This window comes from Sphingobium phenoxybenzoativorans (assembly GCF_018286635.1).
Taxonomy (GTDB): domain Bacteria; phylum Pseudomonadota; class Alphaproteobacteria; order Sphingomonadales; family Sphingomonadaceae; genus Sphingobium; species Sphingobium phenoxybenzoativorans.
Map to the genome: position 1 here is coordinate 4,110,780 of NZ_CP073910.1, position 22,352 is coordinate 4,133,131.

27 protein-coding genes and 1 pseudogene are annotated in these 22,352 nt (G+C 66.2%); 26 read left to right on the forward strand and 2 right to left on the reverse strand.

Annotated elements, in window-relative coordinates; translation table 11 throughout:
- Nucleotides 1-60 precede the first annotated feature (60 nt).
- Together KFK14_RS20430 and KFK14_RS24285 are read left to right on the forward strand one after the other, a co-directional pair.
- Entirely contained in the window at nucleotides 61-762 is a 702-nt protein-coding gene (locus KFK14_RS20430; RefSeq protein ID WP_231746290.1) for an HlyD family secretion protein, read from the forward strand.
- Nucleotide 763: 1 nt separating this feature from the next.
- Nucleotides 764-889, forward strand: coding sequence for a hypothetical protein (locus KFK14_RS24285; RefSeq protein WP_257720647.1), 126 nt, complete (start codon nucleotides 764-766; stop codon nucleotides 887-889).
- A gap of 80 nt (nucleotides 890-969) precedes the next feature.
- Here KFK14_RS24285 and KFK14_RS20435 read toward each other — a convergent pair whose 3' ends face one another.
- Both KFK14_RS20435 and KFK14_RS20440 read right to left on the reverse strand, forming a co-directional pair.
- Nucleotides 970-1,638 carry a MobA/MobL family protein gene (locus KFK14_RS20435; RefSeq protein ID WP_062066036.1) on the reverse strand — a complete coding sequence of 223 codons (669 nt, stop codon included), beginning with the start codon at nucleotides 1,636-1,638 and terminating at the stop codon, nucleotides 970-972.
- A gap of 46 nt (nucleotides 1,639-1,684) precedes the next feature.
- Nucleotides 1,685-2,101, reverse strand: coding sequence for a helix-turn-helix domain-containing protein (locus tag KFK14_RS20440; RefSeq protein WP_062066039.1), 417 nt, complete (start codon nucleotides 2,099-2,101; stop codon nucleotides 1,685-1,687).
- A 451-nt stretch (nucleotides 2,102-2,552) separates the two neighbouring features.
- On the opposite strand from KFK14_RS20440, the gene KFK14_RS20445 reads away from it, so the two are divergent.
- The 24 genes and pseudogenes from KFK14_RS20445 to KFK14_RS20560 all read left to right on the forward strand — a co-directional run.
- Entirely contained in the window at nucleotides 2,553-2,858 is a 306-nt protein-coding gene (locus KFK14_RS20445) for a hypothetical protein (protein WP_062066041.1), read from the forward strand.
- Nucleotides 2,845-3,627, forward strand: a complete 783-nt coding sequence (locus KFK14_RS20450) for a DsbC family protein (RefSeq protein WP_062066044.1) — start codon at nucleotides 2,845-2,847, stop codon at nucleotides 3,625-3,627. Before KFK14_RS20445 ends, KFK14_RS20450 begins: the two co-directional genes overlap by 14 nt.
- A 196-nt stretch (nucleotides 3,628-3,823) precedes the next feature.
- Nucleotides 3,824-4,141, forward strand: coding sequence for a hypothetical protein (locus KFK14_RS20455; RefSeq protein WP_188073445.1), 318 nt, complete (start codon nucleotides 3,824-3,826; stop codon nucleotides 4,139-4,141).
- A 136-nt stretch (nucleotides 4,142-4,277) separates the two neighbouring features.
- Nucleotides 4,278-4,544 (forward strand): type IV conjugative transfer system protein TraL, encoded by a 267-nt coding sequence (locus tag KFK14_RS20460; protein WP_013846819.1) that lies wholly within the window; start codon nucleotides 4,278-4,280, stop codon nucleotides 4,542-4,544.
- An 8-nt stretch (nucleotides 4,545-4,552) separates the two neighbouring features.
- Complete coding sequence (locus KFK14_RS20465) at nucleotides 4,553-5,191, forward strand: TraE/TraK family type IV conjugative transfer system protein (RefSeq protein ID WP_148650787.1); 639 nt, start codon at nucleotides 4,553-4,555, stop codon at nucleotides 5,189-5,191.
- The gene (locus KFK14_RS20470; protein WP_062066050.1) at nucleotides 5,175-5,933 is read left to right on the forward strand and encodes a type-F conjugative transfer system secretin TraK; all 759 of its coding nucleotides are present in this window, start codon (nucleotides 5,175-5,177) and stop codon (nucleotides 5,931-5,933) included. Before KFK14_RS20465 ends, KFK14_RS20470 begins: the two co-directional genes overlap by 17 nt.
- Complete coding sequence (locus tag KFK14_RS20475) at nucleotides 5,930-7,243, forward strand: TraB/VirB10 family protein (RefSeq protein WP_062066053.1); 1,314 nt, start codon at nucleotides 5,930-5,932, stop codon at nucleotides 7,241-7,243. The genes KFK14_RS20470 and KFK14_RS20475 overlap by 4 nt, the downstream gene beginning before the upstream one ends.
- Nucleotides 7,244-7,278: 35 nt before the next feature.
- A complete protein-coding gene (locus KFK14_RS20480) occupies nucleotides 7,279-7,881 on the forward strand; it encodes a TraV family lipoprotein (RefSeq protein WP_062066055.1) in 603 nt (200 codons plus the stop codon).
- Nucleotides 7,878-10,394: a TraC family protein gene (locus tag KFK14_RS20485; protein WP_062066057.1), complete on the forward strand. Its 2,517-nt coding sequence runs from the start codon at nucleotides 7,878-7,880 to the stop codon at nucleotides 10,392-10,394. Before KFK14_RS20480 ends, KFK14_RS20485 begins: the two co-directional genes overlap by 4 nt.
- Entirely contained in the window at nucleotides 10,391-10,717 is a 327-nt protein-coding gene (locus KFK14_RS20490) for a hypothetical protein (protein ID WP_013846825.1), read from the forward strand. Before KFK14_RS20485 ends, KFK14_RS20490 begins: the two co-directional genes overlap by 4 nt.
- The gene (locus KFK14_RS20495; protein WP_062066059.1) at nucleotides 10,714-11,124 is read left to right on the forward strand and encodes a hypothetical protein; all 411 of its coding nucleotides are present in this window, start codon (nucleotides 10,714-10,716) and stop codon (nucleotides 11,122-11,124) included. The genes KFK14_RS20490 and KFK14_RS20495 overlap by 4 nt, the downstream gene beginning before the upstream one ends.
- Nucleotides 11,121-11,630, forward strand: a complete 510-nt coding sequence (locus KFK14_RS20500; RefSeq protein WP_062066061.1) for a hypothetical protein — start codon at nucleotides 11,121-11,123, stop codon at nucleotides 11,628-11,630. The genes KFK14_RS20495 and KFK14_RS20500 overlap by 4 nt, the downstream gene beginning before the upstream one ends.
- Nucleotides 11,627-11,863 (forward strand): hypothetical protein, encoded by a 237-nt coding sequence (locus KFK14_RS20505; RefSeq protein WP_062066063.1) that lies wholly within the window; start codon nucleotides 11,627-11,629, stop codon nucleotides 11,861-11,863. Before KFK14_RS20500 ends, KFK14_RS20505 begins: the two co-directional genes overlap by 4 nt.
- The gene (locus KFK14_RS20510) at nucleotides 11,853-12,512 is read left to right on the forward strand and encodes a hypothetical protein (protein WP_062066066.1); all 660 of its coding nucleotides are present in this window, start codon (nucleotides 11,853-11,855) and stop codon (nucleotides 12,510-12,512) included. Before KFK14_RS20505 ends, KFK14_RS20510 begins: the two co-directional genes overlap by 11 nt.
- Nucleotides 12,509-13,525: a TraU family protein gene (locus KFK14_RS20515; protein WP_062066068.1), complete on the forward strand. Its 1,017-nt coding sequence runs from the start codon at nucleotides 12,509-12,511 to the stop codon at nucleotides 13,523-13,525. The genes KFK14_RS20510 and KFK14_RS20515 overlap by 4 nt, the downstream gene beginning before the upstream one ends.
- Before the next feature lie 98 nt (nucleotides 13,526-13,623).
- Nucleotides 13,624-13,851 carry a hypothetical protein gene (locus KFK14_RS20520; protein ID WP_156415290.1) on the forward strand — a complete coding sequence of 76 codons (228 nt, stop codon included), beginning with the start codon at nucleotides 13,624-13,626 and terminating at the stop codon, nucleotides 13,849-13,851.
- Nucleotides 13,845-15,782, forward strand: coding sequence for a hypothetical protein (locus KFK14_RS20525; protein ID WP_062066070.1), 1,938 nt, complete (start codon nucleotides 13,845-13,847; stop codon nucleotides 15,780-15,782). Before KFK14_RS20520 ends, KFK14_RS20525 begins: the two co-directional genes overlap by 7 nt.
- On the forward strand, nucleotides 15,779-16,897 hold the full coding sequence (gene traN / locus KFK14_RS20530) for a conjugal transfer protein TraN (protein ID WP_148650786.1): 1,119 nt from the start codon (nucleotides 15,779-15,781) through the stop codon (nucleotides 16,895-16,897). The genes KFK14_RS20525 and traN overlap by 4 nt, the downstream gene beginning before the upstream one ends.
- On the forward strand, nucleotides 16,869-17,750 hold the full coding sequence (locus tag KFK14_RS20535) for a type-F conjugative transfer system pilin assembly protein TrbC (protein WP_062066072.1): 882 nt from the start codon (nucleotides 16,869-16,871) through the stop codon (nucleotides 17,748-17,750). The genes traN and KFK14_RS20535 overlap by 29 nt, the downstream gene beginning before the upstream one ends.
- Nucleotides 17,722-18,333: a S26 family signal peptidase gene (locus tag KFK14_RS20540; protein WP_062066075.1), complete on the forward strand. Its 612-nt coding sequence runs from the start codon at nucleotides 17,722-17,724 to the stop codon at nucleotides 18,331-18,333. Before KFK14_RS20535 ends, KFK14_RS20540 begins: the two co-directional genes overlap by 29 nt.
- A complete protein-coding gene (locus KFK14_RS20545) occupies nucleotides 18,330-19,202 on the forward strand; it encodes a conjugal transfer protein TraF (RefSeq protein ID WP_062066077.1) in 873 nt (290 codons plus the stop codon). Before KFK14_RS20540 ends, KFK14_RS20545 begins: the two co-directional genes overlap by 4 nt.
- Nucleotides 19,199-19,783 (forward strand): hypothetical protein, encoded by a 585-nt coding sequence (locus KFK14_RS20550; protein WP_062066079.1) that lies wholly within the window; start codon nucleotides 19,199-19,201, stop codon nucleotides 19,781-19,783. Before KFK14_RS20545 ends, KFK14_RS20550 begins: the two co-directional genes overlap by 4 nt.
- A gap of 45 nt (nucleotides 19,784-19,828) precedes the next feature.
- Nucleotides 19,829-21,253, forward strand: coding sequence for a conjugal transfer protein TraH (locus KFK14_RS20555; protein WP_062066081.1), 1,425 nt, complete (start codon nucleotides 19,829-19,831; stop codon nucleotides 21,251-21,253).
- A gap of 14 nt (nucleotides 21,254-21,267) precedes the next feature.
- Nucleotides 21,268-22,323, forward strand: a pseudogene (locus KFK14_RS20560) (conjugal transfer protein TraG N-terminal domain-containing protein); the annotation flags it as partial.
- Nucleotides 22,324-22,352: the final 29 nt, after the last annotated feature.

The following is a 22,352-nucleotide window of genomic DNA, read 5'->3' on the forward strand; positions in this document are numbered from 1 at the left end:
TTAAATCTGATTTAGACTAAGATTCTTTTCGCCGCAGTCCTCACCGTCCGGAGTCGTCACATGCACAATCGCACCCTTGGTATCCTCGGCATGGCCGCACTGGCGCTGAGTGGGTGTGGCGGGAAAGATGCCGGCAAGACCGAGCTTGTCCTTCAGGGCAATGTCGATGTGCGGCAGGTCTCGCTCGCGTTCGAGGACAGCGGCCGCGTCGCGCAAGTGCGGGCGGAGGAAGGGGACAGCGTGAAGGCGGGAAGCATCCTAGCCACGCTCGATACCGTGTCGCTCAACCTGCAGGCAGAGGAAGCCAGAGCACAGGGCGAGGTGCAGCGGCAGAATCTGTTGCGCCTGCGCAATGGCTCGCGGCCCGAGGAAATTGCCCAGGCCCAGGCGCGCCTGACGTCGGCGGAAGCCGAGGCAGCGCGTGCCGAGGGTGACCTGACGCGTCTGCGCGGGATCGCCGCCTCGACCCAGGGGCGCGGCGTCAGCGCACAGGATGTCGATCATGCCAGCAAGACGGCCCTGGCGGCGCGCGCCAGGGCGCGCGAGCAGGCCGAAGCGCTCCGTCTCGCCCGGCGTGGCCCGCGGGCCGAAGATGTCGCGGGCGGCGAAGCGCAGGTGAAGGCCGCGCAGGCGCAAGTAGCGCTGCTCCAGCACCGGATCGACCAGGGCGTGCTGCGCGCGCCGGTCGATGGCGTGGTGCGCGCGGGCCGCGTTCGACCTCGCCTCGGCGCGCTATCGGGGCGGGGTCATTACCTGGCTTGATGTGATCGACAGCCAGCGCACGATGCTGCAGGCGTCGCGCGATCTGGCGGACAGCAATGGGCGCCTCGGAACCCGCTATGCCGCGCTCAACAAGGCGGTCGGTAACGCATCGGCAAACGGCAACTGAAACGAATTGAGTGCTGCCCTGGAAGTGGCGATCGGCCAAGCCATGGTGGTGCGGTCGATGTTCATCAGCGAGAGGCGTTGTCAGGGTGCTTGCCGGGCGCGCGCCGCGATACGCTTGCGGGCCATGCCGATATGCTTGACCGGCGCAGCTTCGATGCCGCGCTCTTCGTTGGATCGATGATCGACGCGGACATCATATCCCGGCGCCGCAAACGTGTCGTTCAGGACCCTCGCCCAGGCGGCACGGATTTCGAGCAGCTTCCCGCGGCTGTTCCATTCGCGCGGTTTCTGGCCGAACAGCCCGTCGACGATCGGACGGGTCGGTATCAGCAGATAGCCATGATGGCGCTTGCCCCTGGGCGTATCGCCCATCTCGATCAGCGTCAGATCGGCGGCAAAGTCCGCGACGCAAAATATCTCGCTGGCGAAACGCCGCAGAACCTCGATCGACGCCGGCAGGTCCAGTTCATCGGGCAGCGCGACATCGAACTGCTTGGCGAGTTGCGCATCCTTGCGGATTTCGGCTGCTTCCAATGCGTTCCAGAAACACTCGCGATCCTCCCACTGCGCGGGGGCCCCGGACGGCAGTATCAGCGCCGACCAGGCAACCGCCCGCTTGTTCGCGAAATTGGAAAACCGGCCGTAGCGCTCATCGTACAGGCGGCAGCTGTTTTGCCATGCCGCGGCCGCGACGATGCTGCGCCCGGCGCCGCGGCTGATGATATCCACATGGAAATGAAAGATCGCCATCTTTTCCTCCTGTCCCGGCGTCACGCCCGAACCGGACCGTCAATTTTCATGACTGGTCCTTCCCGTCGTCCCGCGACCATTCGGGCGAGAGGTCCTGTTTCAATCCGGTGATCACCGCGTCCGAGATCGCCTCGATGCACTTGCGCTCGATGTAGGCGAGGTCGCCGTGGATCAGTTGCCGCGGGAACCGCATGCGTTGGCCCGCATAGAGGACGGGCAGCGCGATATGCGCGGTCGATGCACCGAGCCGGAGCATTGCGATCAGATGATCCTCCAGCCTTATCCCCGGATCGCCGGACTCGATCGCGCGATACCAGCGCAGGCTTCCGCCCATTTCGGTGGCGACCTCCAGTTGCGTGAAACCGAGCGCCTTTCGCGCCTGCCTGATCTTTTCGCCGGAGAGCTTCTTGAGTTCCTTGAAGATCGACAGGTCGACGTCGGCGAATTTTCCATCGGATGCCATATGTCCTTCCTCCCCGGTTCGGCCCGTCGGGCTCTGTGGGTTATCCGGCGAAGGTAGAATCGCGAAGCGGTCGGCATCAAGAATAGATGCCGATGATTTTAGAGGAATATTTCTGCTCATTTGCAACGGATGCGCGTGCATATTTATTTTCTGACGCGCGTAATGGGCAGATAATTTTCCTTTTCCTCCATATCGGATCATTCAGGAACTTTATTGCCGAACCGGCACCGGATCAGGCCATGTGATCCCGAAAGCGAACTTATAAGGCTAAGTTCGTATATTTACGGCTAATATCGCCATTTCAGGCACCCTGCTGCCGGGGCCTGTTGCAATCCCCTTCGTTTCAAATCACTCAGATCGGGTTCCGAGGATTCAAGTCGAATCGGACCTGATACTTCGGACTGGTAAATATTCATCAACCATGGCGCGGGGCGCCAACATGGAGTCGTGCATGATGCCGATTGCCAAAGCGATGACGGCTGCCCTGGGCACACTGATCGCCACGACGACAGCCTGTGCCGGACCCGGCGGACATGGCCGACAGGCCAGTATCACGCCGACCGCCGAACGGCCGCGCATCGTGGTGGCGACGGTCGATGGGTTCGTTCTGCGCGTCGCCGCGACGAACCGGACGGAGCCGGCGCCCGCATCCTTCACTGCCAATCACATCCCGGTGGGCTCGGGCACGCATATCGATGCGCGCCTGCTCTCCCGCCCTGCCAGCACTCTTCAGGAGACTTCGCATGCGCATCCGTAAGTTCGCCGCCTCGCTCGGGGCGAGCGTCCCCGCCCTGCCCCTGCTGCTGGCCGCCCAGGGCGCAGCGTTCGCGCAAGCCGCCGACCCGCTTACGGCCACGGCGCGCGATGCCGAAAACGAATTGCGGCAGACCTTCGTCAATCTGCAATTCGAGGATTTCGGGCCGGCGCCCGTCAAGGGCCCGATCTACCAGGCGACGGCAGGCGGCCGCATCATCTATTATGCGCCTGACAGCGAGCATCTGCTGTTCGCGGAGATCTACGACCGCAACGGCCAGAACCTTACCGCGCTGGCGCAGAACGCCGCTTCAGCGAAGAAACTCGCCGGGATCGACATTGACAAGGCGCTAGCGATCGGTCCGGCGGGCGCGCCCACGGTTGTCGAATTCACCGATCCCGACTGCCCCTACTGCCGCGCGCTCGACCGTTTCTGGGCCGCGAAGGCCGCTGAAGGCAAGCCGGTACGGCGCCTGATCTTCTTCGTCTCCGGCATCCACGCCGAGGCCGCCGCCAAGGCGGAGCATGTCCTTTGCTCGCCGGACAAGGAAGCGGCGTTCAAGGCGATCTACGCCGGAGCCGCGCCGACACCTCTGCGCACATGCGCGGAGGGCAAGGCCAGGGTCGAGGCGCATGCCGGAATCGTCGGCAAGACCGGCATCACCGGCACGCCGACCCTGATCGCGGACGGACAGATGATTTCCGGGTTCCGGCAGGCCGAGATCGAGGCGTTCCTCGACGGCAAGAAGGCGCTCGCGAATGCCGGCCGCTGATCGCCTCCTGACCCCCACCATCGCGAACGCGCGGCGCATCGCTTCTGCCGTCCGGCAGGTCGGCGCCGCCGCGCAAATCCCAATGCCGGCGGCGGGACCCGAACCGGGCCGTCCAGCCTCGCCGTCGGCCGACAGCGATCCCAATCGATGCCGGCAAGCAGTCCCCGGAGCGGCCCATCTTCACTGGAGCAAGTGCATGTTGAAGACTCTTCGCAGACAAACCGCCGACATCGCCAATGTCGGTATTCCCGTTACCCTCCTCGCGCTGCTCGGAGCCGGCGGGGCTCACGCCTTCTCGGCGCCGGCTGCCGGCGACCTCGGCTACGACATCTACGATATCGTGGTCAATCAAGGGGTCAAAGGCCCGCTCGGCTTCGTCGGCGGCGTCGCGGCCTTCCTGTTCGGCGTGAGCAGGCTCTTCTCGAACATCATGATCGGCATCCCGACCATCGTGGCGGCCGTCTGCCTGATCAAGGCGGACTCGATCCTCCAGACATTCGGAATGGTCATCTGACGGATTGGTCCGCCGCCGCGCCTGGGCGCGGCCGGCGGACCTCAACGGGCCAGGGCGCATGAGGCGCGCTGGCGGGACACCCCCCGAAGTTCAACCAGCTTCGCAGGGAGGTCACGACGCAAGGAGGAGAAGGCTCGTGGACGAGCGGCTACCCCAATATCTGCACAAACCCGTCCAGATCCTGTGGTTCGGATCGGACGAGTTCGTGCTCGTGATCACGGTGATCTTCGTCGCCGTGATCGTGGGCGGGATGCTCGGTTGGGCGCTCGTCGCGGGTCTTCTCCTTTTCGTACCCTGGCTCCGCACCAAGCCGCGCGGCTTCATCCCGCACATGGCCTGGCGCTGGGGCCTCGTCCGCTGGTCCAACTATCCGGGTCCGACCCAGACCCGGTTCTACGAATGAGGCGGGCCATGTTCGGACGCAAATCCCCCGGCACACCCCCACGCGATCCGCTGATCGGCAGGCCCGGCAGCTATGGCATCCACCGCTACCTGCAGGGGGCGAGCAACCTGTTCGAGGAGAACCGGCTGCTGAAGCTCGCCGTCATCGGCCTGTTCGGGATCACGGCGGTGCTGGGCATGGTGATCTACACCTCCAACCAGAACACCCGGACGGTCATCGTCCCCTTCGGCGCGGGCGGCGACCTCTATGTCACGGGCGGCGAGCCGTCCGAGGCCTATCTGCGCTCGATGACCCGCAATGTCGTGTCGCTCTCGGGCACCTACTCGGCCTATTCTGCCGACCGGCAGTTCCAGGAACTGCTCAGCATCACGCACCCCTCGACCTACAACAGCCTGCGCGACAGCCTCAACCGGCTGCTCGACGAGTTGGCCAACAACCCCACGCTCTCGATCGCGACCTATATCCGTCCCGATCAGCCCGTGACCTGGACCCGGACCGAGATACTCGTGCCGGTCGAGAAGGTCCGCGTGATCGGCGGCGTGATCCGCAAATTCCGGGGCAATCTGCGGATTCGCTACGTGATCGACAATGGCCGTTTCTGGCTGACCGCCCTCACCGAGGAAAATTTCGATGCGAACCCCCGTTAAGCGGGCGTTGGCGCTCGCCCTCCTGGCCGCGCCATTGCCCTCAATCGCGCAGACCGTCACCGCGCTGCCCGATCAGACCAGCACGATCCGCCTGTCCAATCGCGACATCAACCATGTCGTCTGTGCCGGCGGCGAGATCGAGGACGTCAGGTTCTCGGCCGAAAAGGCGATCGCCGTCGAGCGCGCCGGTTCCGACGCGTGGATCAAGTTCCTCGTTCGCGAAATCGACGATGCAGGGATGGTTACGCGCAGCTTCGTCACCGTGCCGTCCGAGTTCTTCATCACCTGCAACGGCGCGGTCTATGCGCTCTATGCCGAGCCGTCGGATATTCCGGCGCAGACGGTAATGCTTCAGCCCGGCGCTCCCCAGCGCGCCCGCGCCAATGAGGAATTGCTGGGGCCTCTGGTCGAAGAAGAACGGGCGGTCTCGATCACGCTCTCGATGCTCCAGGACCGGATCCCGGCGAGCTTCACCAGCGTCGCGCCCCGATCCGGGCCGATCCGGCTCCGGGCACTGCCGGGCGCCACGCTGGAGGAACGGCGGCGCATCGAGATCGACGGGTCCGGGCTCTCGGCATCGGAATATCTGGTCTCGGCCGCCGGCGGCGCGCAGCTCGACGAACGCGGCTTTCTCGACGGCGCGCTCGGCGCCAACATCTTCGCGATCACGCTCGACCGGGGCAATATCGAGGCCGGGGAAGCCGCGCGGCTGATCGTCGTTCGCCGGGGAGCCGGGCAATGAGCGGCGGAGACTCTCGCGGTAGTCGCGGTCCCCGCGGGCGCGGTCCTGACGATCGCGCGGAGGAACTCGACCTCGACGGCTATCAGGCGGACCGCCCTCGTCCCGGCGAGACTCCGCGTGGCCCCGCGCTGCTCGATCTCAAGACGCGGTGGCAGACGCTGACGGCTCGTCAGCAGCTGCGGTTGAGGCAGCTTGGCGTTGCCGGTGCGATCGGCGTGCTGGGGCTCGGCCTCTACACGGCGAGCGGCGACAAGACCGAGCAGGCCGCGCCATCGCCCAGCTCGAAGCTCGACATGGGCGCAGGCCTTCGCGGCGACAGCCTCGAGGTCAAGCTGCGCGGCGACCTCCAGAAGATCCTCGACGGCCAGCAATTGCTCGGCGATCGCGTCACCGCCATCGAGGAAGGCAAGGTCGTACCCGGTTCCGGCACGCCGCCCCATGCGCTGGACGGCGATCTGCCTCCGGCGATCCCCGGCGCGGTTCCCGATTTTCCCGAACCGCCCGCGACCGGTGACATCGATCCGTCCGTCGCGAAGCCGCCCGCGCCGCCTGCCGCTCCGCCCGCGCCTCCGGCCCCGCCGGTCGAGAAGACCGTGGGCGCGATCGGCGCCGCAACCAGTCCGGTCGCGGCCGCCGATGGGGCACAGGCCGCTAAAAAAAAGACGCGGACCATCTATTTGCCACCTGGTTTCATGAAGGCGCGGCTCCTCACCGGGATCGATGCGCTGGCGAGCCGGGATGCGACCAACAATCCCGAGCCGTTGATCGCGCGGGTGCAAGCCCCCGCCGTCCTGCCCAATGACGTCAAGGCCAACCTCGCCGGCTGCTTCGTCATCGGCAACGCCACCGGGTCGCTCGCGAAGGAACGGGTCGAGATCCAGTTGGTCAGTCTCTCCTGCGTCGATTTCGACGAACGCTCGGTCGTCGACCAGCCCATCAAGGGCTTCTTCGTCGACGCCGACGGCAAGAAGGGCCTCTCCGGCAAGGTCGTGACCCGCGCCGGCGCGGCGCTTGCCCGCGCGTTCATCGCCGGGACCATCACCGGGGTCGCCGATACCGTCCAGAACACGATCGGCGACGTCTCGACCTCGGCGCTGGGTTCGGTGCGCACGCTCGATGCGGGCGACGCCGCCAAGGCCGGCATCGCCGGCGGCCTGTCGCGATCGTCCGAGAAGCTCACCGATTTCTATCTAGATCTCGCGCGCCAGGCGGGGCCGATCGTCGAGGTCGGCGCGGCGAAGGACGTCGTGGTCGTGATCCAGGAGGGCGTCACCCTCGAAATCAAGCCGACCGCCGGAAGCAAGTTCTGATGCGCCGGCCTCTCATCCAACAGGGAGTATCGCCCATGCGGCCTCTATCGCCCGCGCGCCGATCGCGCGCCCTCTCCCCGCTTCTTCCGGTCTGCGCCGCCTTCATGCTGAGCGGCTGCGCGACGCTGGGTTCGGTCATGTCGCCCTATAGCGAGAAGTTCAGTTGCAAAAATAACGATCACGGCCAGTGCATCCACCCTGAGAAGGCCTATGCCGATGCCGTTGCGGGCGTCGCGTCGAAGTCCGATCCGGCGGTCACCAGGGACAGGAAACTGATCAGGGACAGCAAGCCTGCGCGCGGTTCGGGCGGATCAGGCTCGGGCAGAGCGGCATCGGGCGCCTTCGCCGGCTATCGCGACAGCGTCTATCGCGAGCTTCAGGGGCTGATCGAGCAGCCGGTCACGCCGATGCTCAAGCCCTCGCGTTCGGTCCGCACGCTGATCCTGCCCTATGCCGACCGCCAGCGGCCCGACCGGCTCTACATGCCGCGCTATGTCTATTCGCTGGTCGAGCGCCCGCAATGGGTCGTCGGCGACTATCTCGTCGCCCCGGTTTCGCCCGCGTCCCGCGCGAACGTGCTCGAACAGGTCCGGGACCGCCCGGACGACGGGCCGAACGATGCGGGGCCACGGCCATGACCAGCTATCAATCGGGCATGACGCTGGCGCGGCTGCGCCGCAGCGTCGAGCGCGACAGCTATTCCGATTTCCTGCCGCTCGCCGCCTGGGTCGAGGAAGAACAGGCCTTCCTCACCATCGACGATGGCTGGGGGTATAGCTGGGAACTGGTCCCCTCCCCCTACATGTTCGCGCATGTCCATGAGGCGCTGCTGGGGCTGCTCAACGTCAATTTTCCCGAAGGCACGATCCTCCAGCTTCAGAGTTTCGCCGACCCGCTGATCGACGATGCGCTGGATGCCTTCCTCGACCTCAAGACCCGGCCCGATCCGCTGATCCAGGCCTCGGCGCGGCGCACCTTCGACTATCTGCGCGCCGGCACCATGGGCCTGAAAGCCCTGCATGGCATTCCCATCCGCGATTTCCGCACCTTCCTGTCGGTCAAGACGCGCGCGCCGATGGACAGCGACCTCAAGCGCCAGATCGAGGAGCAGCTCGCCAAGCTCGGCATCCGCCCGATGGCGCCGAGCGAGATCATCTCGCTCTATCGCCGCATATTCAACGGCGTCCATGCGCCCGCGCCCGGCGTCTTCACCCAGACCGCCGATGTGCCGCTGCGCCGCCAGATCATCGATGCCGGGCCCGCGCTCCGCTTCGACGGACCGGAAGTGTATCTGGGCAACCAGGTGGCGCGCTGCCTGACGCCCAAGTCGCCGCCGCGCCGGATCACGGCTGAACGCGCCAATCGCCTGACCGGCGGCATGCGCGGGTCGGCCGAGGACAGCGACCAGATCGGCGGGCCGTTCCTCTATACGCTCAATGTCCTTTTCGATCACTCGGCCTTCGAAATCCACAAGCGCGCGCAGATTCTCTCGGCGCAGAAGGCGGCAGGCAGCTTCGCGGTCGAAGTCGGCAAGCAGATCGAAGAGATAGGCTGGATCCTGGACGAGGCCGGAAACACCCGGTTCGTCTCGGTGATCCCGACCATGTGGGTGTTCGGCCGCGACCGGCACCAGGCCCGCGAGATGGCGGCCCGCGCCAAGCGGCTGTGGGAGAGCGAGCCGCTGCCCTGGATGGTCCAGGAGGAAAGCTACCTCAATCCGATCCTGCTGGCGGCAAGCCTGCCCTTCGGCCTGTACCCCGAACGCCGCACGATCGGCATGCTCCAGCGCGATTTCCGCGTGCCGGTGCGCGCGGGCGTGCTGATGTCGCCGATCCAGACCGATTTCCGGGGCGGCGGGCGGCCGGCGCTGCTCTATACAGGGCGCAAGGGACAGCTCATCACGCTCGACCTCTTCGATCCGCGCATCAACAACTACAATTTTATCGTCTCAGCGGAATCGGGCGCGGGCAAGAGCTTCCTGCTCAATAACCTGTGCCAGCAATATTTCGCGCAAAACGCCCTCATCCGCATCGTCGATATCGGCGGCAGCTACAGGAAGCTCTGCACGCTCTGCTCGGGCCGTTACATCGATCTCGGCGAAGAGCACCTCGTCCTCAATCCCTTCGACCTGGGGCTGGCTCTCGACGGCGACGATCGCGAGTCCGCGATCTCGATGGCGGTGTCGATCGTCGCGGAGATGGCCAACGCCGGGACGCGCAAGCCCGTCACGACGTCCGAATGGAACCTGCTCAAGTCCGCCGTGCAATGGGCGATCGAGAGCGGCCGCGCGGAAGCGGGCATCGATGCGGTGCGCGAATGGCTCGGCTCCTATCCGGCCAACACCGTCTCCGATCTCGACCGGGTCGACCACCTGGTGCCCACGGCGCGCGAATTGGCCTTCAACCTGCGTGATTTCGGGTCGGACGGCGCTTACGGCCACTATTTCAACGGGCCGTCCACTTTCGACATCTCGAACGATGAATTCGTGGTGCTCGAACTCGAGCGCCTGAAGGCCATGCCCGACCTGTTCAACGTGGTCGTCATGGTGGTGATCAACGCGGTAACGCAGGAACTCTACCTGTCCGCCCGCGATCGCCCTCGCTTCGTGCTGTGCGACGAAGCCGCGCAGTTCATGACCCGCGAAGAGGGCCAGGACCTGTCCCGCCTCGCCGAAGCGATCAGCCAGGGCTATCGCCGCGCCCGCAAATATCGCGGCAGCTTCGGCATCATTCTCCAGAGCATGAACGATCTGCTGCTGTTCGGCGGCACGGGACAGGTGATCCTGGAAAATGCCGCGACGCGCTTCCTCCTGCAAGGATCGACCTATGACAAGGCGGTCGAAAACAAGATCCTCGACTATTCGGGTTTCATCCTCGACCTCCTGAAATCGGTCCGCAACAACAAGCCGAATTATTCGGAAGTCTTCATCGACAGCCCGCTCGGCCTCGGCATCGCCCGGCTCGTCGTCGACCCGTTCAGCTATTGGATCAACACCTCCGCGCCCGAAGACGTGGCCGCGTTCGAGGCGCTGGTCCGCGCCGGACGCTCGCCCCTCGAGGCGGTGTGCGACCTCGCCGGGGTCGACCCCGCCGGGATAATCGGCACGTCCTTCGCTGACGTCGCGCCGCTGAAGCGGAGTGCGCTGTCATGACGCGGCGCTCCCCCTCTCCGGACCAGTTGCCGCTCCGGCTCGTGGAGAGCCCGGATGAGGATATCGAGCGGATCATCGAGGCGCGCGTCGCCGCACGGGCGGAAGCCGACGCATTGCGCTGGCGCTTCCGCCTGGTGGTCATCGAGTCCGTGATGATCGCATCGCTCGTGCTCGCGGCCGGGCTGGTGCTCGAACAGCCCGCCGGCATCGTTCTTCGCGGCGCGGCAATCGTCGGGGGCGGCTGTTTCCTGACCGGGCTCATCCTCATCGGCCTGACCGGGGCCGCGGGCCGTCTGCTCGCAAAACTCAGGAGGAAAAGATGATGCTGGATATGCTCCCGCCCAGTGGCGGCAATGAGCGCCTGACCCTCGTCGTGCGCAGGCCCGACGAATCCCTTTACGACTATCTGGTCCGCTGCCAGTGGGAACTGGGCGACCGGGTCCGGTTCCTCGCGTCCGTTCGCGACGCGCAATGGACCATCCTTGGAATGGAACGCCAGCGCTGGCGGCGGCGCAGCCTGCTGCTGACCTTCACCGGGCCGGTCATCGCTGCCCTGGCCTCCGCTGGTCTTGGCTTGTGCGGGGCCGCGGACAGCGTGCCAGTGCCGCTTATGGCCGGGCTGATCGCCTGTGCCGGACTTGCCGGCGCCGCGCTGGCGATCGGCATCGCCCGCATCATCGACAGCATCCCGAATTGGCTGGTCGCGCGGAGGGCACGGAGATGGGCATGAACGGCAGCTTCTCCGGCTCGCCCGACCCGTCGTCGATCCGCCCGCTGGTCGGCGACATGATCCGCTGGCTTGCCCGGCAGATCGACGGCGGGATCGACGAAATCCCTCCTCGTCCCGGAAAACGGCCGGAGGATCTTTTGATCCGTCCAGGGATGGCGCCGCACCTGCCGGGCGAAACGCAGGAAGCCTACGTCGAACGCCTGCATCGCTCGAATGAAGCCGCGCTCCTGATCATGGCCCGCGCCGCGCTTGCCATGGAATATACGTCCGGTCGGGACGAGAGGATCGCGGCTCTGCGCTTTCGGCAGATCATGGGCCTCGAAGCGATGGCGGCCTCGATCATCGTCGGCCTGTTCCTGCTCGTCCCGGAAATGCCCCTGTTCATGCGGGCGGCCATTCTTGTCCTGACGCCGATCGCGCTTGTGCTTGGAGGGCTGTGGTTCCTGTACCGCGCGTCGAGGATGGCAAATGCCCTCGCCCGACATGCCGAAAGGTGGGGCCGATGAACGGCATCTTCTCCGGCGCGCCTTGTCCGTCATCCATTCGCCTGCTGGTCGGCACGCATCTGCTGTTGATACTCCAGTCCTCGCTGGTGCTTTGGTCGGCTCCCGATCTCGGCGGCGGCCAGGCGTTGATCTGGCTCACCCTGTTCCTGGGCGTCACCGCGTTCATCTGCGCGGTCTGCGGCGAGAGCCGCACACCTGCCGTTCCCTGGAGGGAGCGCCGCCGTGGCCGATAGACGTGTTCCCCAGGGCTGGCATGTCGTCGCCATCCAGTCGGCGCTCATCACCGGGTGTCTGGCCGGCGCGCTGATCGTCGCGGGCGTGGCCCACGCCGAGACATCGACCATCGGGCGCACCTGGCCAGTCGCCGAGCTCGACGCGATGGCCGAGATCGAGGCGCGCGCCGCAAAGCAGCCGCCCAATATGGCGGAAAAGTTCGGACCACGTTCGGGCTGGAGCGCATTGAAGGGCGCGATGCTCGGCGTCGCGCGCCAGACACAAGTTCGCAGCGTTGTGCCGTTCTACACGCTCGATCGGGAAATCCGGCTGCCGGACGGCAAGCTGCTCTATCCGGCCGGCTTCACCTTCAACCCGCTGACCTATGTGTCGCTGCCGCAGAAACTGGTGGTCGTGCATCCCCGCGATCTGGGCTGGGCGCTGAAGACCGCCGCGCTCACCGACTGGATCATCCTGACGGGAGGCGGCGCCCCCAAGGACGATGCGCTATCGCTCGGCGAACGCCACGGCCGCGCGCTGTTCGTGCTCGAAGAGCGGGTGAAGGACCGCCTCGGTCTCACGGTCGCGCCGGTCATCGTCCGGCAGGTCGGCCAGCGCCTCGAGCTTCGCGAAATTCGTCTCGAACCCAAGGGCAGGCCAAACCCATGAGCCGCATCGCATCCACCCTCCGCGCCACCGCAGCCGCCCTCGCATTGGCGCTGCTCGCGCCCGCCGCGCCTGCGCACGCTTCGAAATGCGAGGCGGGCACCGTCTTCAATCCGATCACGAAGGTCCGCTGGAACTGCATCTTCCCGATCACCATCGGCGGGGTTCGGGTCGGCTCCTACGACAAGCTCGACAAGGAACTCGACGCGCAGTCGGCGTCCAAACCCCTGTGCGCGTGCCGCAAGGGCGCGACCTTCTGGTTCGGGGTCAAGGTCAGCTTCTGGTCGCCCAACCGCATGGTCGACGTCGTGACCGAGCCGGGCTGCATGATGGCGCTCGGCGTCGATCTCATGCCGACGGGCGGCAAGCTGCAGGGCAGCCAGTCGTCGATCTCAGATGGCACCAACACCACCAAGCTGTTCGCCCAAGCACACTATTATATCTCGCCGGTCTGGAAGATGCTCGACATGTTCACCGACCTGCCCTGTATCGAGGATGACGGCTTCGACGTCGCGATGATCACCGAGGTCCTGCCCACCTGGCAGTCGGGAACGCTCGGCGCGATCATCCAGCCTGAAGGCATATTGTTCGGCAATCCCGCCGCCGGGCTTGCCTGCATGGCCGACAGTGCCGCGGCCGCCGCGGGCAAGACGATTGACCCTTTATTCTGGTGCATGGGGTCCTGGGGCGCGACCTATCCGGTGGCCGGGGACATCCACATGGGCGACCGGGTCGAAGCCTGGGCCGGGCTCGCCGCACGCTCGACCTTCATAATGGGGCGTTTGGGCGCCCTCACGATCCACTCGGCGGACGGCTGCTCGTTCAAGCCGCAGCCGATCTGGACCAAGAGCCGCTACAAGATGCAGATCATGGAGCCCGTCAAGGGCGGGAAATGCGTCAATATCGGCCGCCCCGGCGCGCTCTGGACTTCCGGCAAGCACGCGCCCGGAAAGGACAACGCCCAATTCATGTTGTTCGAAAAGGCGATTTGCTGCGCGGGGATTTCCACGCCGTGAGCCGATCGCTTCCCCCAAACCGTGCGCCACGCACGGGTAGCTGCCCCGCTCGTCACGGAACGCTCCCCACCGTGAGCGGGCGCGCGGAAGGAGCGGCGGTGTCCCTTTCCGCCGCCGCTCCCCCCTCGGTCAGCGCGGCCGAAAGCCCCCCGCCGGGGCCGGCAATACCCCCTCCCGCCGTGTCCCCGGTGGCGGCCGCGCTGACCATTTTTGAGGGACAGGCCGTCTTTAAGGTACTCTCGCCCGGTTCCGCCGCGTTCCGGGCGGGAGACGTGCTGCGCTTTGCCTATGGCTCGCGGACCACCCGCGCGAGGACGCCATGGTGAGGCGCGGCATATTCCTCCTCGCAGCCACCGCGCTGATGGCGTCTCCTGTTTCGGCGCAGACGGTCGAGGACCGCGCCCGCGCCGCCGCCGAAGTATCCCGCGCGAAGACCTCGGACAGCGATGCGATCCAGCAGAATTACCTGACGCCGGGTCTTGCCGGACAGCCGATCTCGACGGTCGACAACAGCCAGACGTTCAACCCCAACATCGCCTGCCAGAAGACCGCAACGCTGCTCGAGCTGATCGCGCAGCCGGCGGCGACCGGCGATATCGGCACGCTGCGGATATCGCGCGACAAGGATCTCGACGGCACGGTCGACCAGACATTGACCCTGCCGGTGCCGGTATCGGGCATTTGCGCCAATGGCGTGGTCTCCTGTCAGCCCGGCACCTGGAACCAGTGCAAGAGCTTCAAATGGGACGTCGCGTCTGGCGGCGATCTCAAGCTCGCGCAAGTCGAGCTGACCGATCTCGCCGGCTGCTACTGTGTCAACAATAGCTGCGGCAGCAATCTTGTCTGGGGCAATATGGCCTCGGTGCTGAAGGACCTGGGCGGCGGCGTGATCGGTGCGCTCACCACCGCCGATCCACGCGTCGGCGTCGCGCAGGCGGTGATCGACGGCCCGGCCATCCGCTATACCGGCGCGCAAAGCACGGCCTGCTCGCCCGACCCCGCGCTCCCGCAGACGGCCTATCGCGCCAGTCCCGCTACGATCCAGGGCGATGCCGCGAGCGTCGCCGCATCGAACAGCATTTTTCAGGCGCTGAAAGCATCGCCCGCCGGGGTCGGCAAGGCCGATCAGATCCGGTCCTGCACGATCACGCGGGAGATCAGTATCAAGCCCTGGCAGTTCGACGACATCGTCTCAGCGAGCGGCGGCATCACGTCGAGCTGGAGTTGCGGCGATGGCTGCCGCCGCTACCAGATCCGCGGCGCAGGCGCCTGCGGCAGCAATCCGCCGGTCTATTCCGCCATCTTCAGCACGCAAGCGCCGGAGCGGATCACCTCCGCGCGCATCGTCGAAATGGGCGCCGACGACTGGGTGCAGGCCCGCGTCAACGGCGTCGCGGTCGGCTATGCGGGCAAGCGCGTGTGGATGCACGACGGCATCCCGTCGGGCGATTGCCGGATCAGCGGCAGCGCCTGGTACAACCATGCGCCGATCGACATCACCACCCAGTTGAAGGCCGGCGCCGCCACCGTGTCGGCGCGGGTGCGCGGCGGTGGCGGCGGCAACTGGGGCTATGTCGTCGTTGAAATCCAGGCCGACACCGCCTGCGATGTGAGCGAGCGCATCATCGATCTCTGTTCGGGCTATGCCGGCGACGCCAATTGCGCGCTCCATGACGAGAACGTCGATGGCGTGGACACGTTCCGCAGCGGCGTCGGAACCGGGCTCACGCCCTTGCCGCAGACGCGCCTGTTCGAGAGCGGCGCCTGTTCGCTCCGTCTCGCGCGGCCATGGTTCGAGCGGCAACGGCGCTACCGCTGCACCGTCGATACCGGATCGATGCCGGAACCGGATCTGGGCCGCGGCGCCTGGATCATCGACCATTCGACCGAGACGATGCTGGCCGACCGCGTCAGGACAGCCGACGGCGGCTACTCCACCTCGTCGCGCTCGTTCGCGCTGCCCGATCGCGGTTCGGTTCCGGCCTGCGAGCCGGTCTGCAAGACCCGCGCGCCCGCGCGCAACACGGCGGCGGCGATCGACGGGGTGGTCGGCGCCAAACAGAATGCGCCTGTCGGGTGGGACACCTTCTACCATGCCTGCACGGCGGCAAGCGGCGGCGATGTCTGCCCTGTGGGTCCGGGCGAGGAGATCGTCTCGCCCTGCGGCTGCCTCGACGATTTTCCCGAAGCGGTAGTGATGATGCAGACCGTCCGCCTCGGCGGGGCCGACATGGTCTGCACGGGAGAAGTGCGATGATCGGGCGCCGCCTTTCCTGGCCGAAGCGCGCGGCGTTGTTCGCGCTCGGCCTGTCCGGCTTCCTGCTCGCGGCGCACGTCACCCCGGCACAGGCGCAAACACTCCCAGTCTGCGCGGTCGATCTCAACGGCAATGGCGATGCCGGTGATCCCGGCGAGGTCGCGAACTGCACCATCATGGCGGATGATGCCTGGCTCTGTCCGATGCAGCAGACGATGTGCGTAGCCGATGCCGAGGGCGCCTATAGCTGCCCGCTCGGCAGCCAGCACCCATGCCTGACGCCGGTCGGCGGCGGCACGCCGATGTGCTCGCCCAATGCCTGCACCGGCAGCGATGGTGCCGGAATTGAGGACGATCCCATCGTCGACGATCCCGGCGCGCCTGCTGATGGCGAAGTCGACGCCGAAGGGCATTGCCTCGGCAATATCGAGATATTCGCGGGACGCGCGGTGCGCTGCCGCCCGGCGGGCCTCAAGACCACCTTCTCCAATTGCTGCAAGGACAAGGGGAAAATCGTCAAGGACGGCATGGGCTCGTCCATTTCGTCGATCGGCACCAAGATCGCGGTGGCCAAGGGCGTGTTCACCGGCATGAAGGCCGCCTACGGCGCGTTCAAGGCGGGCGCGACCGCCGGCCAGGCCGCAAGCTCGGGCGCGAACGCGATCATCGCCGGGATCGATCCGACCTCGATAGCCATCAGTCTCGCGATCAACTTCATGATGGATTTCCTCCTGTCCGGCTGTGACAGCCAGGACATGGAAGTGGGCATGCTCCGGGGCTCGGGCATGTGCCATGAGGTCGGCACCTACTGCTCTTCCAAGATCCTCGGCATCTGCGTGCAGAAGTCGAAGGGCCACTGCTGCTTCAACACCAAATTGGGCCGCATCATCCAGGAGCAGGGCCGCCCGCAGCTCAAGAGCTTCAATAGGCTTGGCTGGGGCACGCCGAAGAACCCCTACTGCCGCGGCTTCACCCCCGAAGAGTTCCAGGCGCTGGATTTCTCCAAAATGGACCTTTCCGAATATTATTCCGAGATCGAGGCCCGCGCCCAGGCCGACATCCAGATCGACATGAAGGACAAGATCGATGCGTATATGCGGGTTATCGGCCAGTAACGCGCGCGTCCTCACCGCGCTCGCCCTGCTGCTTTCCACTTCCGCGCCGTCCCACGCGCAGGACGCCGCGCCGCCGGTGAACGCCAGGGAACACGCGCAAGAGCAAGGCGGCGCGGCGATGGACCGGCTCGAACGCGCCACGGCCGCGCGCAAGGCCGAAGCGGAAGCGCGTGGCCCGACGGCGCTGCCAACCCCGTCCGAAGAGAGCCGCCGCCGCGCCTTCGAGGGGCTGCGCAAACGCGCCCCGTCGCCGGCGATGGACGCGCGGGCGCGCACCGCGCTCGACAAGGGCAAGCAAGCGATGGCCGCCGAGCGCGACGCCATGGCCAAACGGCTCGGCCAGGCACTCGGTCTCGATGCGCCCGACATGGCGGCGGTGGCGGGCGCGACCACGCCACTGGATGCCAAAGGCTGGGTGCCCGTCTTGTTCGTCTCGTCCTCGATGCCGGTGACGACATTGCGCACCTATGCCGGGCAACTCGAACGGGTTGGCGGCGTGCTGGCGTTCCGGGGAATGCCCGGCGGTCTCACCAGGGTCGCGCCGATGGCGAAACTCTCGGCGGAAATCCTGCGCCATGATCCCGGATGCGAAGGCCCGGCCTGCGCGATGCGCGACGTGCAGCTGATCGTCGATCCGCTGATTTTCCGCCAGCAGGGCGTCACCCGCGTGCCCGCGCTCGCCATGGTGCCGGGCGATCCGGCGCTCCCCTATTGCGAGCGCGAGGATGATGCCCCGCGCGCCGCGCATGTCATCTACGGCGACGCGGCGCTTTCCGGACTTCTCGAAGAATATGCCCGCCTCGGCGGCAAGCAGGAGGTCCGCGATGCTCAGACTCGCCTTCAGGGCCGCTAGATCCGGCTGGGCCGAACTGAAGCTGCTGCCGCTCAAGGCCGCGGTCGCGCTCGGCAGTTCCGGCCTCGGCCAGCCACCCCGGCCCAAACAGCTATGGAAGGCGTTCGGGATCGTCCTGCCGGTCGGCCTACTGGCCTGGTGGGCCATTCCCCAGGCGACCATCGTGATGAGCCCGTCGATCGACGCCTGGCTCGTCCGCAAGGCGCCAGGGCCGATCAACCGCGGCGACTTCGTATCGTTTACCCTGTCGCATCCGCTCGCCGGTCCCAAGCCGGTCGATGTCACCAAGATGGCGCTGTGCCTGCCGGGCGACCGCATCGACTGGATCGAGAAGCCGTCGTCTGCATCTGGGCCCATCCATCCCGGCGAATGGGATGGCTGGTACTTCTGCAACGGCAAGCTGCTCGGGATCAGCAAGCCCTATGGGCATAACGGCCAGAAGCTCGAGCACTGGCGGCCGTTCTATCCGACGATCCCGGCGGGCATGATCTATGTCGGCTCGTCGCACGCCAGCGGGTTCGACAGCCGCTACTACGGCCCGGTCGCAATCGAGCGGCTGAAGCGCATGGAGAAGCTGCTGTGATCCGCGTCGCCCTCCTCATCGTGGCGGTGCTCCTGCCGATCCTGCCTGTCCATGCGCAGACCGGCGATCAGCGCACCGGCTACTGGTGGTATCAGGCGCCGCCCAAACCCGCCGACGATGAACCCGATCCCGACGCGCTCAAAAAGCCCGCGATCCCGCCGATGGTCGAGCTGGCGACCTGGACGCCGCCGAAGATCAGGAAGCTGATCGAGGAACAACGGGATTACGCGGCGACCGTGCTGACGGTCGATGCGGTGAGCGATTTCTGGCGCCTGCAGGACTTCGCCCGGCGCAAGGCCCGCGCCTTCGCCGGCGTCACCCAGATCGCCATGCTGCAAAATCCCGAACTCAACGCTAAATCGGCGAACCCGATGGTCGGCGAGGCGCGCGATCAGCTTTCCGCGCAGAAGGATCAGGTCCGGCGGCAGTATCTGCGCAGCCGCGCCAACGAGTTTGCGCTCGTCATGTTCTCGCGCTCGACCTGCGGCTACTGCCGCGTCCAGTGGCCGATCGTCCAGCGCTTCCAGGACGAGATGGGCTGGCAGGTCACGCTGCAGGACATCGACCGCAAGCCCGAACTCGCGCAGCGTTTCGGGGTCGAGGTCACGCCCACGACGATGGTGATCCGGCGGGGCAGCCAGCAGCGCATGGTGATCGCCAGCGGGGTCGAGGCCTATCCCAACCTCATCCAGATGGCCTACCAGGCGGTCCGGCTGCTCGCGGGCGATATCCGGCCCGAACAGTTCCTGACCGGCGCGGGCGAAGAAGACGGCTTCTTCGACGCGCTCGCCAACGGCCCGGTGTCGGCCACCGATCCGCGCGTGCTGGGCGGCGATCTGGTGGACGTTCGGATGGAGCCCCGGCCATGATCCGCTTCGTCGCCATCCTGTTTGTGGCGCTGGTCATGGCCAGTGCGCCCACTCACGCGCAGGCGCCGACGCGCGAACAGGCGATGCGCGCGGCAATCCACCCCATCTCGACCGACGCGGAGATGCGCCAGTGGCTCGCCCGCGTTCCGGTGACCCGCGACTGGCCGCCCGACTTCGCCGAAACCATGAAAGGCCAGCCCCCCGCGTTCATCGTCGAGATGAGCACGGCACCCGGTTGCATCCCCTGCGCCGATCTCTGGGCCCGGCTTGGAACCCTGGGGCAACGCTATGGCTGGAAAGTCCGCACCATCGGCAGCCAGGAAGCGATGCTGCGCTCCGGGCGTCTCGGCCTGCCCTGGGTGGGGCATCCCGTCGCCTGGGTCCGCCCTGTCGCCGATTCCAATCGCATCATTCCCGTCGCGATCGGCACCGATCATGAGCCCAACCTCGCGCGCAATCTCTACCTCGCCGCCAAGATGCTGACCGGGGTGAAGCCCGCTGTCGGCGTGCGCGGCATGGCGAAGTTCACCGGGATCGTGGCCGCGGCCACGCGTCTCTCCTCCAACCGGGCGAGGAACTGACATGGAGAGCCGCTTCCTCGCCCACATCATCGAAGGCTCTCTGCCATGACTTCGCCGCGTCGCCGCCTGCCCCTGCTCACCCTCCCTCTGCTGGCATGCCTTTCCTTTGCCACCCCGGCTTCCGCGCAAAGCTGGGCCGAGAGCTGGTTCGACAATGTGACCTACACCAGCCCGGGCTCTTTCGAGGATCAGACCCGCGGCTATATCACCGCGGGCGGTATGTCGGGCCGGATCGACGTCCATAACGACTATCTGATGAGCGTCACGCTGCCCAAGGTCCGCGCGGGCTGCGGAGGGATCGATATGTTTTTGGGCGGCATGTCGTTCCTCGACCCCGACTATCTCGTCCAGAAGCTCGAAAGCATCCTTCAGGCTGCCCCGGCGGTCGCTTTCCAGTATCTGCTGGAAACGCTCGACGAGAAGATGGGTAACATCATCTCGAAGATGGAGGCCGCCACCAATTTCCTGAACTCGATCCAGGTCAACGATTGCCGCCTCGCCAACCGCATGGTGCAGATCGCCAAGGGCGATGACAATATGTCGGGCATCATCGAGGAAATGACCGGCTATAAGAGCGTGCGGGAGGGCTTTTCCAAGAGCTATCAGCAGAGCCGCGAGAAGATCCAGGCGAACCAGGGCAATCCGACCGAGGATTTGCGCGACGCGCTGGAAAACTGCCCGGCGGAAGTCACGGATATCTTCAAGACCGGCTCGCTGCTAGCCCACGCCGCCGCGCGTGTCGGCGCGTCCGACTGGGCCGGCGTCATGCGCGCCCGCGTTGGCGACGTCTATATGCGCTGGGACCCGGCGGACAAGGTTCCGCTGTTCACCGCCATCCCCGCCTGCGCACGGCAGGACACCGAGAGTGTCGACGATTTCCTGACCGGCAAGGTCCAGACCCGCGCGATCGCAGTGCCGCCGACCGCGGCCGATTGCTCGACCGACGGCAGCGGCAAGGGCGCACTGGTGCTCGCACGCGGCCGGATGGAGTCGATCGCGGTCAAGATTCGCACGCGCGCGGCGTTGACGGCAGAGGAGCGGCAGTTCGTCGCCAATGTGCGCACCCTCCCCGTCTATCGTCTTCTGGAATGGGGCGTGCGCCAGGGGCTGGTCGAGAGCGTGATCGGCGATACCGACGAACTGGTCGCGTTGACGCTCGCATACCAGATGCTCAACGACCTCACGCGCAGCATAGATTTTGCCGTGTCCAATGCCGAACGTGGCGTGACCGCCGCCGGTGCGGCCGATGCCGGCAGCGCCAGGATCTGCCAGACTCGCATCCTCGCCAAGGGCATCGAGCAATTGAGCGGGCTGCGCGACGAGGTGCTGCGCCAGCGCGCGCAGATGCGCCAATCCTACATGGCCGCTCTCAACCAGGCGAACCTCTCGGCCAACTATGCCGGGGTCGTGCGCCAGCGCGACCGCGATGCGCGCGACGCCGCCGGCGCCGCCGCCAACCGCAACCGCTGACGGAGGGCCGCGTCATGCATCGCCTCGTTCGCGCTCTCTCGGTCCTGATCGCTCTCTTCGCGGCCAGTCCCGCCCTGGCGATCGATGCGAGTTTCCACACCTATGACGGCTTTGCCGAGACGGTGGATGCCTTCCGCCTCGTCTCGATGATCTTCGGTGACTCGCGTTACGAGACATTGGTGCTGATCGTCGCGGTGGTGGGCATCGCGGTCGGCGTGCTGCTCGCGAGCATCCGCGGGCAAGGCATGGGTATCGTCACCTTCGGGTTCCAGATGCTGATCGGCGTCGGGCTGTTCGTCGGCCTGGTCGCGACTACCGGCACGGTCCATGTCTATGACCGCGTCCGCAACGCCTATCAGCCGGTCGGCGATGTGCCGAACCTCATCGTGCTGGTCGCGGGCATGACCAACATGATGGAACGCGCGCTCGCGGAGGTGATCGACGACAACACCACCGATCCGCATGCCAAGCTGGAATTTGGCGCGGGCGGGCACAGTTTCGACCTGTTCCTCAATGCCGCATCCCCGCGCGGGCCGATGACCGACACCTTCCTCGATGCGACGATCAAGGACTATGTCCGGCAATGCTATCCGGTCGCGCGGGTTTCACCGGCCTATGGGGTCGACGACGATCAGCTGTTCCGCACGGCGACCGATCTTCCTGGCGCCTTTGCGGCAATGGCCGGACCGGCGACCTTCAGCACCGTGTTCACCGCTACCGACAAGGGCGGCACGACCGTGAGCTGCAATGAGGCCTGGGAGCATATCTCGACACGCCTTTCGGAGCCCGCGCTGTTCGACAATTATGTCGCGCAGGTCTGCACCCGCACCGGCTACGACATCGGCAATGCGACCCAGCTTCAGCGCTGCCGGTCCAACATCGGCGAACTCGGCCAGATGATGATGGATACGCCGCTCTCGCTCCAGCAATTCCTGACCAACGTGATGCTCGGCAGCACGGTGGGCGACGTATTGTTCGAGGATAGCCCCGCCACCGCCGCGCGCGTCATGGCCAATCGCGCGGTCGTCTCGTCCGGCCTTGCCACCATGTCCACCGCGAACGAGTGGATGGACTTGTAACGGTTTTGCGCCGGTCACCT

Excerpts from the sequence above, each read along its gene's own strand:
- KFK14_RS20535 (WP_062066072.1), top strand. The coding sequence starts at position 16,869 with ATGCGTATATGCGGGTTATCGGCCAGTAACGCGCGCGTCCTCACCGCG.
- KFK14_RS20450 (WP_062066044.1), top strand. The coding sequence starts at position 2,845 with ATGCGCATCCGTAAGTTCGCCGCCTCGCTCGGGGCGAGCGTCCCCGCC.
- KFK14_RS20485 (WP_062066057.1), top strand. The coding sequence starts at position 7,878 with ATGACCAGCTATCAATCGGGCATGACGCTGGCGCGGCTGCGCCGCAGC.
- KFK14_RS20555 (WP_062066081.1), top strand. The coding sequence starts at position 19,829 with ATGACTTCGCCGCGTCGCCGCCTGCCCCTGCTCACCCTCCCTCTGCTG.
- KFK14_RS20515 (WP_062066068.1), top strand. The coding sequence starts at position 12,509 with ATGAGCCGCATCGCATCCACCCTCCGCGCCACCGCAGCCGCCCTCGCA.
- KFK14_RS20430 (WP_231746290.1), top strand. The coding sequence starts at position 61 with ATGCACAATCGCACCCTTGGTATCCTCGGCATGGCCGCACTGGCGCTG.
- KFK14_RS20475 (WP_062066053.1), top strand. The coding sequence starts at position 5,930 with ATGAGCGGCGGAGACTCTCGCGGTAGTCGCGGTCCCCGCGGGCGCGGT.
- KFK14_RS20440 (WP_062066039.1), bottom strand. The coding sequence starts at position 2,101 with ATGGCATCCGATGGAAAATTCGCCGACGTCGACCTGTCGATCTTCAAG.
- KFK14_RS20445 (WP_062066041.1), top strand. The coding sequence starts at position 2,553 with ATGATGCCGATTGCCAAAGCGATGACGGCTGCCCTGGGCACACTGATC.
- KFK14_RS20455 (WP_188073445.1), top strand. The coding sequence starts at position 3,824 with ATGTTGAAGACTCTTCGCAGACAAACCGCCGACATCGCCAATGTCGGT.
- KFK14_RS20500 (WP_062066061.1), top strand. The coding sequence starts at position 11,121 with ATGAACGGCAGCTTCTCCGGCTCGCCCGACCCGTCGTCGATCCGCCCG.
- KFK14_RS20550 (WP_062066079.1), top strand. The coding sequence starts at position 19,199 with ATGATCCGCTTCGTCGCCATCCTGTTTGTGGCGCTGGTCATGGCCAGT.
- KFK14_RS20465 (WP_148650787.1), top strand. The coding sequence starts at position 4,553 with ATGTTCGGACGCAAATCCCCCGGCACACCCCCACGCGATCCGCTGATC.
- KFK14_RS20505 (WP_062066063.1), top strand. The coding sequence starts at position 11,627 with ATGAACGGCATCTTCTCCGGCGCGCCTTGTCCGTCATCCATTCGCCTG.
- KFK14_RS20480 (WP_062066055.1), top strand. The coding sequence starts at position 7,279 with ATGCGGCCTCTATCGCCCGCGCGCCGATCGCGCGCCCTCTCCCCGCTT.
- KFK14_RS20495 (WP_062066059.1), top strand. The coding sequence starts at position 10,714 with ATGATGCTGGATATGCTCCCGCCCAGTGGCGGCAATGAGCGCCTGACC.
- KFK14_RS20435 (WP_062066036.1), bottom strand. The coding sequence starts at position 1,638 with ATGGCGATCTTTCATTTCCATGTGGATATCATCAGCCGCGGCGCCGGG.
- KFK14_RS20490 (WP_013846825.1), top strand. The coding sequence starts at position 10,391 with ATGACGCGGCGCTCCCCCTCTCCGGACCAGTTGCCGCTCCGGCTCGTG.
- KFK14_RS20470 (WP_062066050.1), top strand. The coding sequence starts at position 5,175 with ATGCGAACCCCCGTTAAGCGGGCGTTGGCGCTCGCCCTCCTGGCCGCG.
- traN (WP_148650786.1), top strand. The coding sequence starts at position 15,779 with ATGATCGGGCGCCGCCTTTCCTGGCCGAAGCGCGCGGCGTTGTTCGCG.
- KFK14_RS20525 (WP_062066070.1), top strand. The coding sequence starts at position 13,845 with ATGGTGAGGCGCGGCATATTCCTCCTCGCAGCCACCGCGCTGATGGCG.
- KFK14_RS20540 (WP_062066075.1), top strand. The coding sequence starts at position 17,722 with ATGCTCAGACTCGCCTTCAGGGCCGCTAGATCCGGCTGGGCCGAACTG.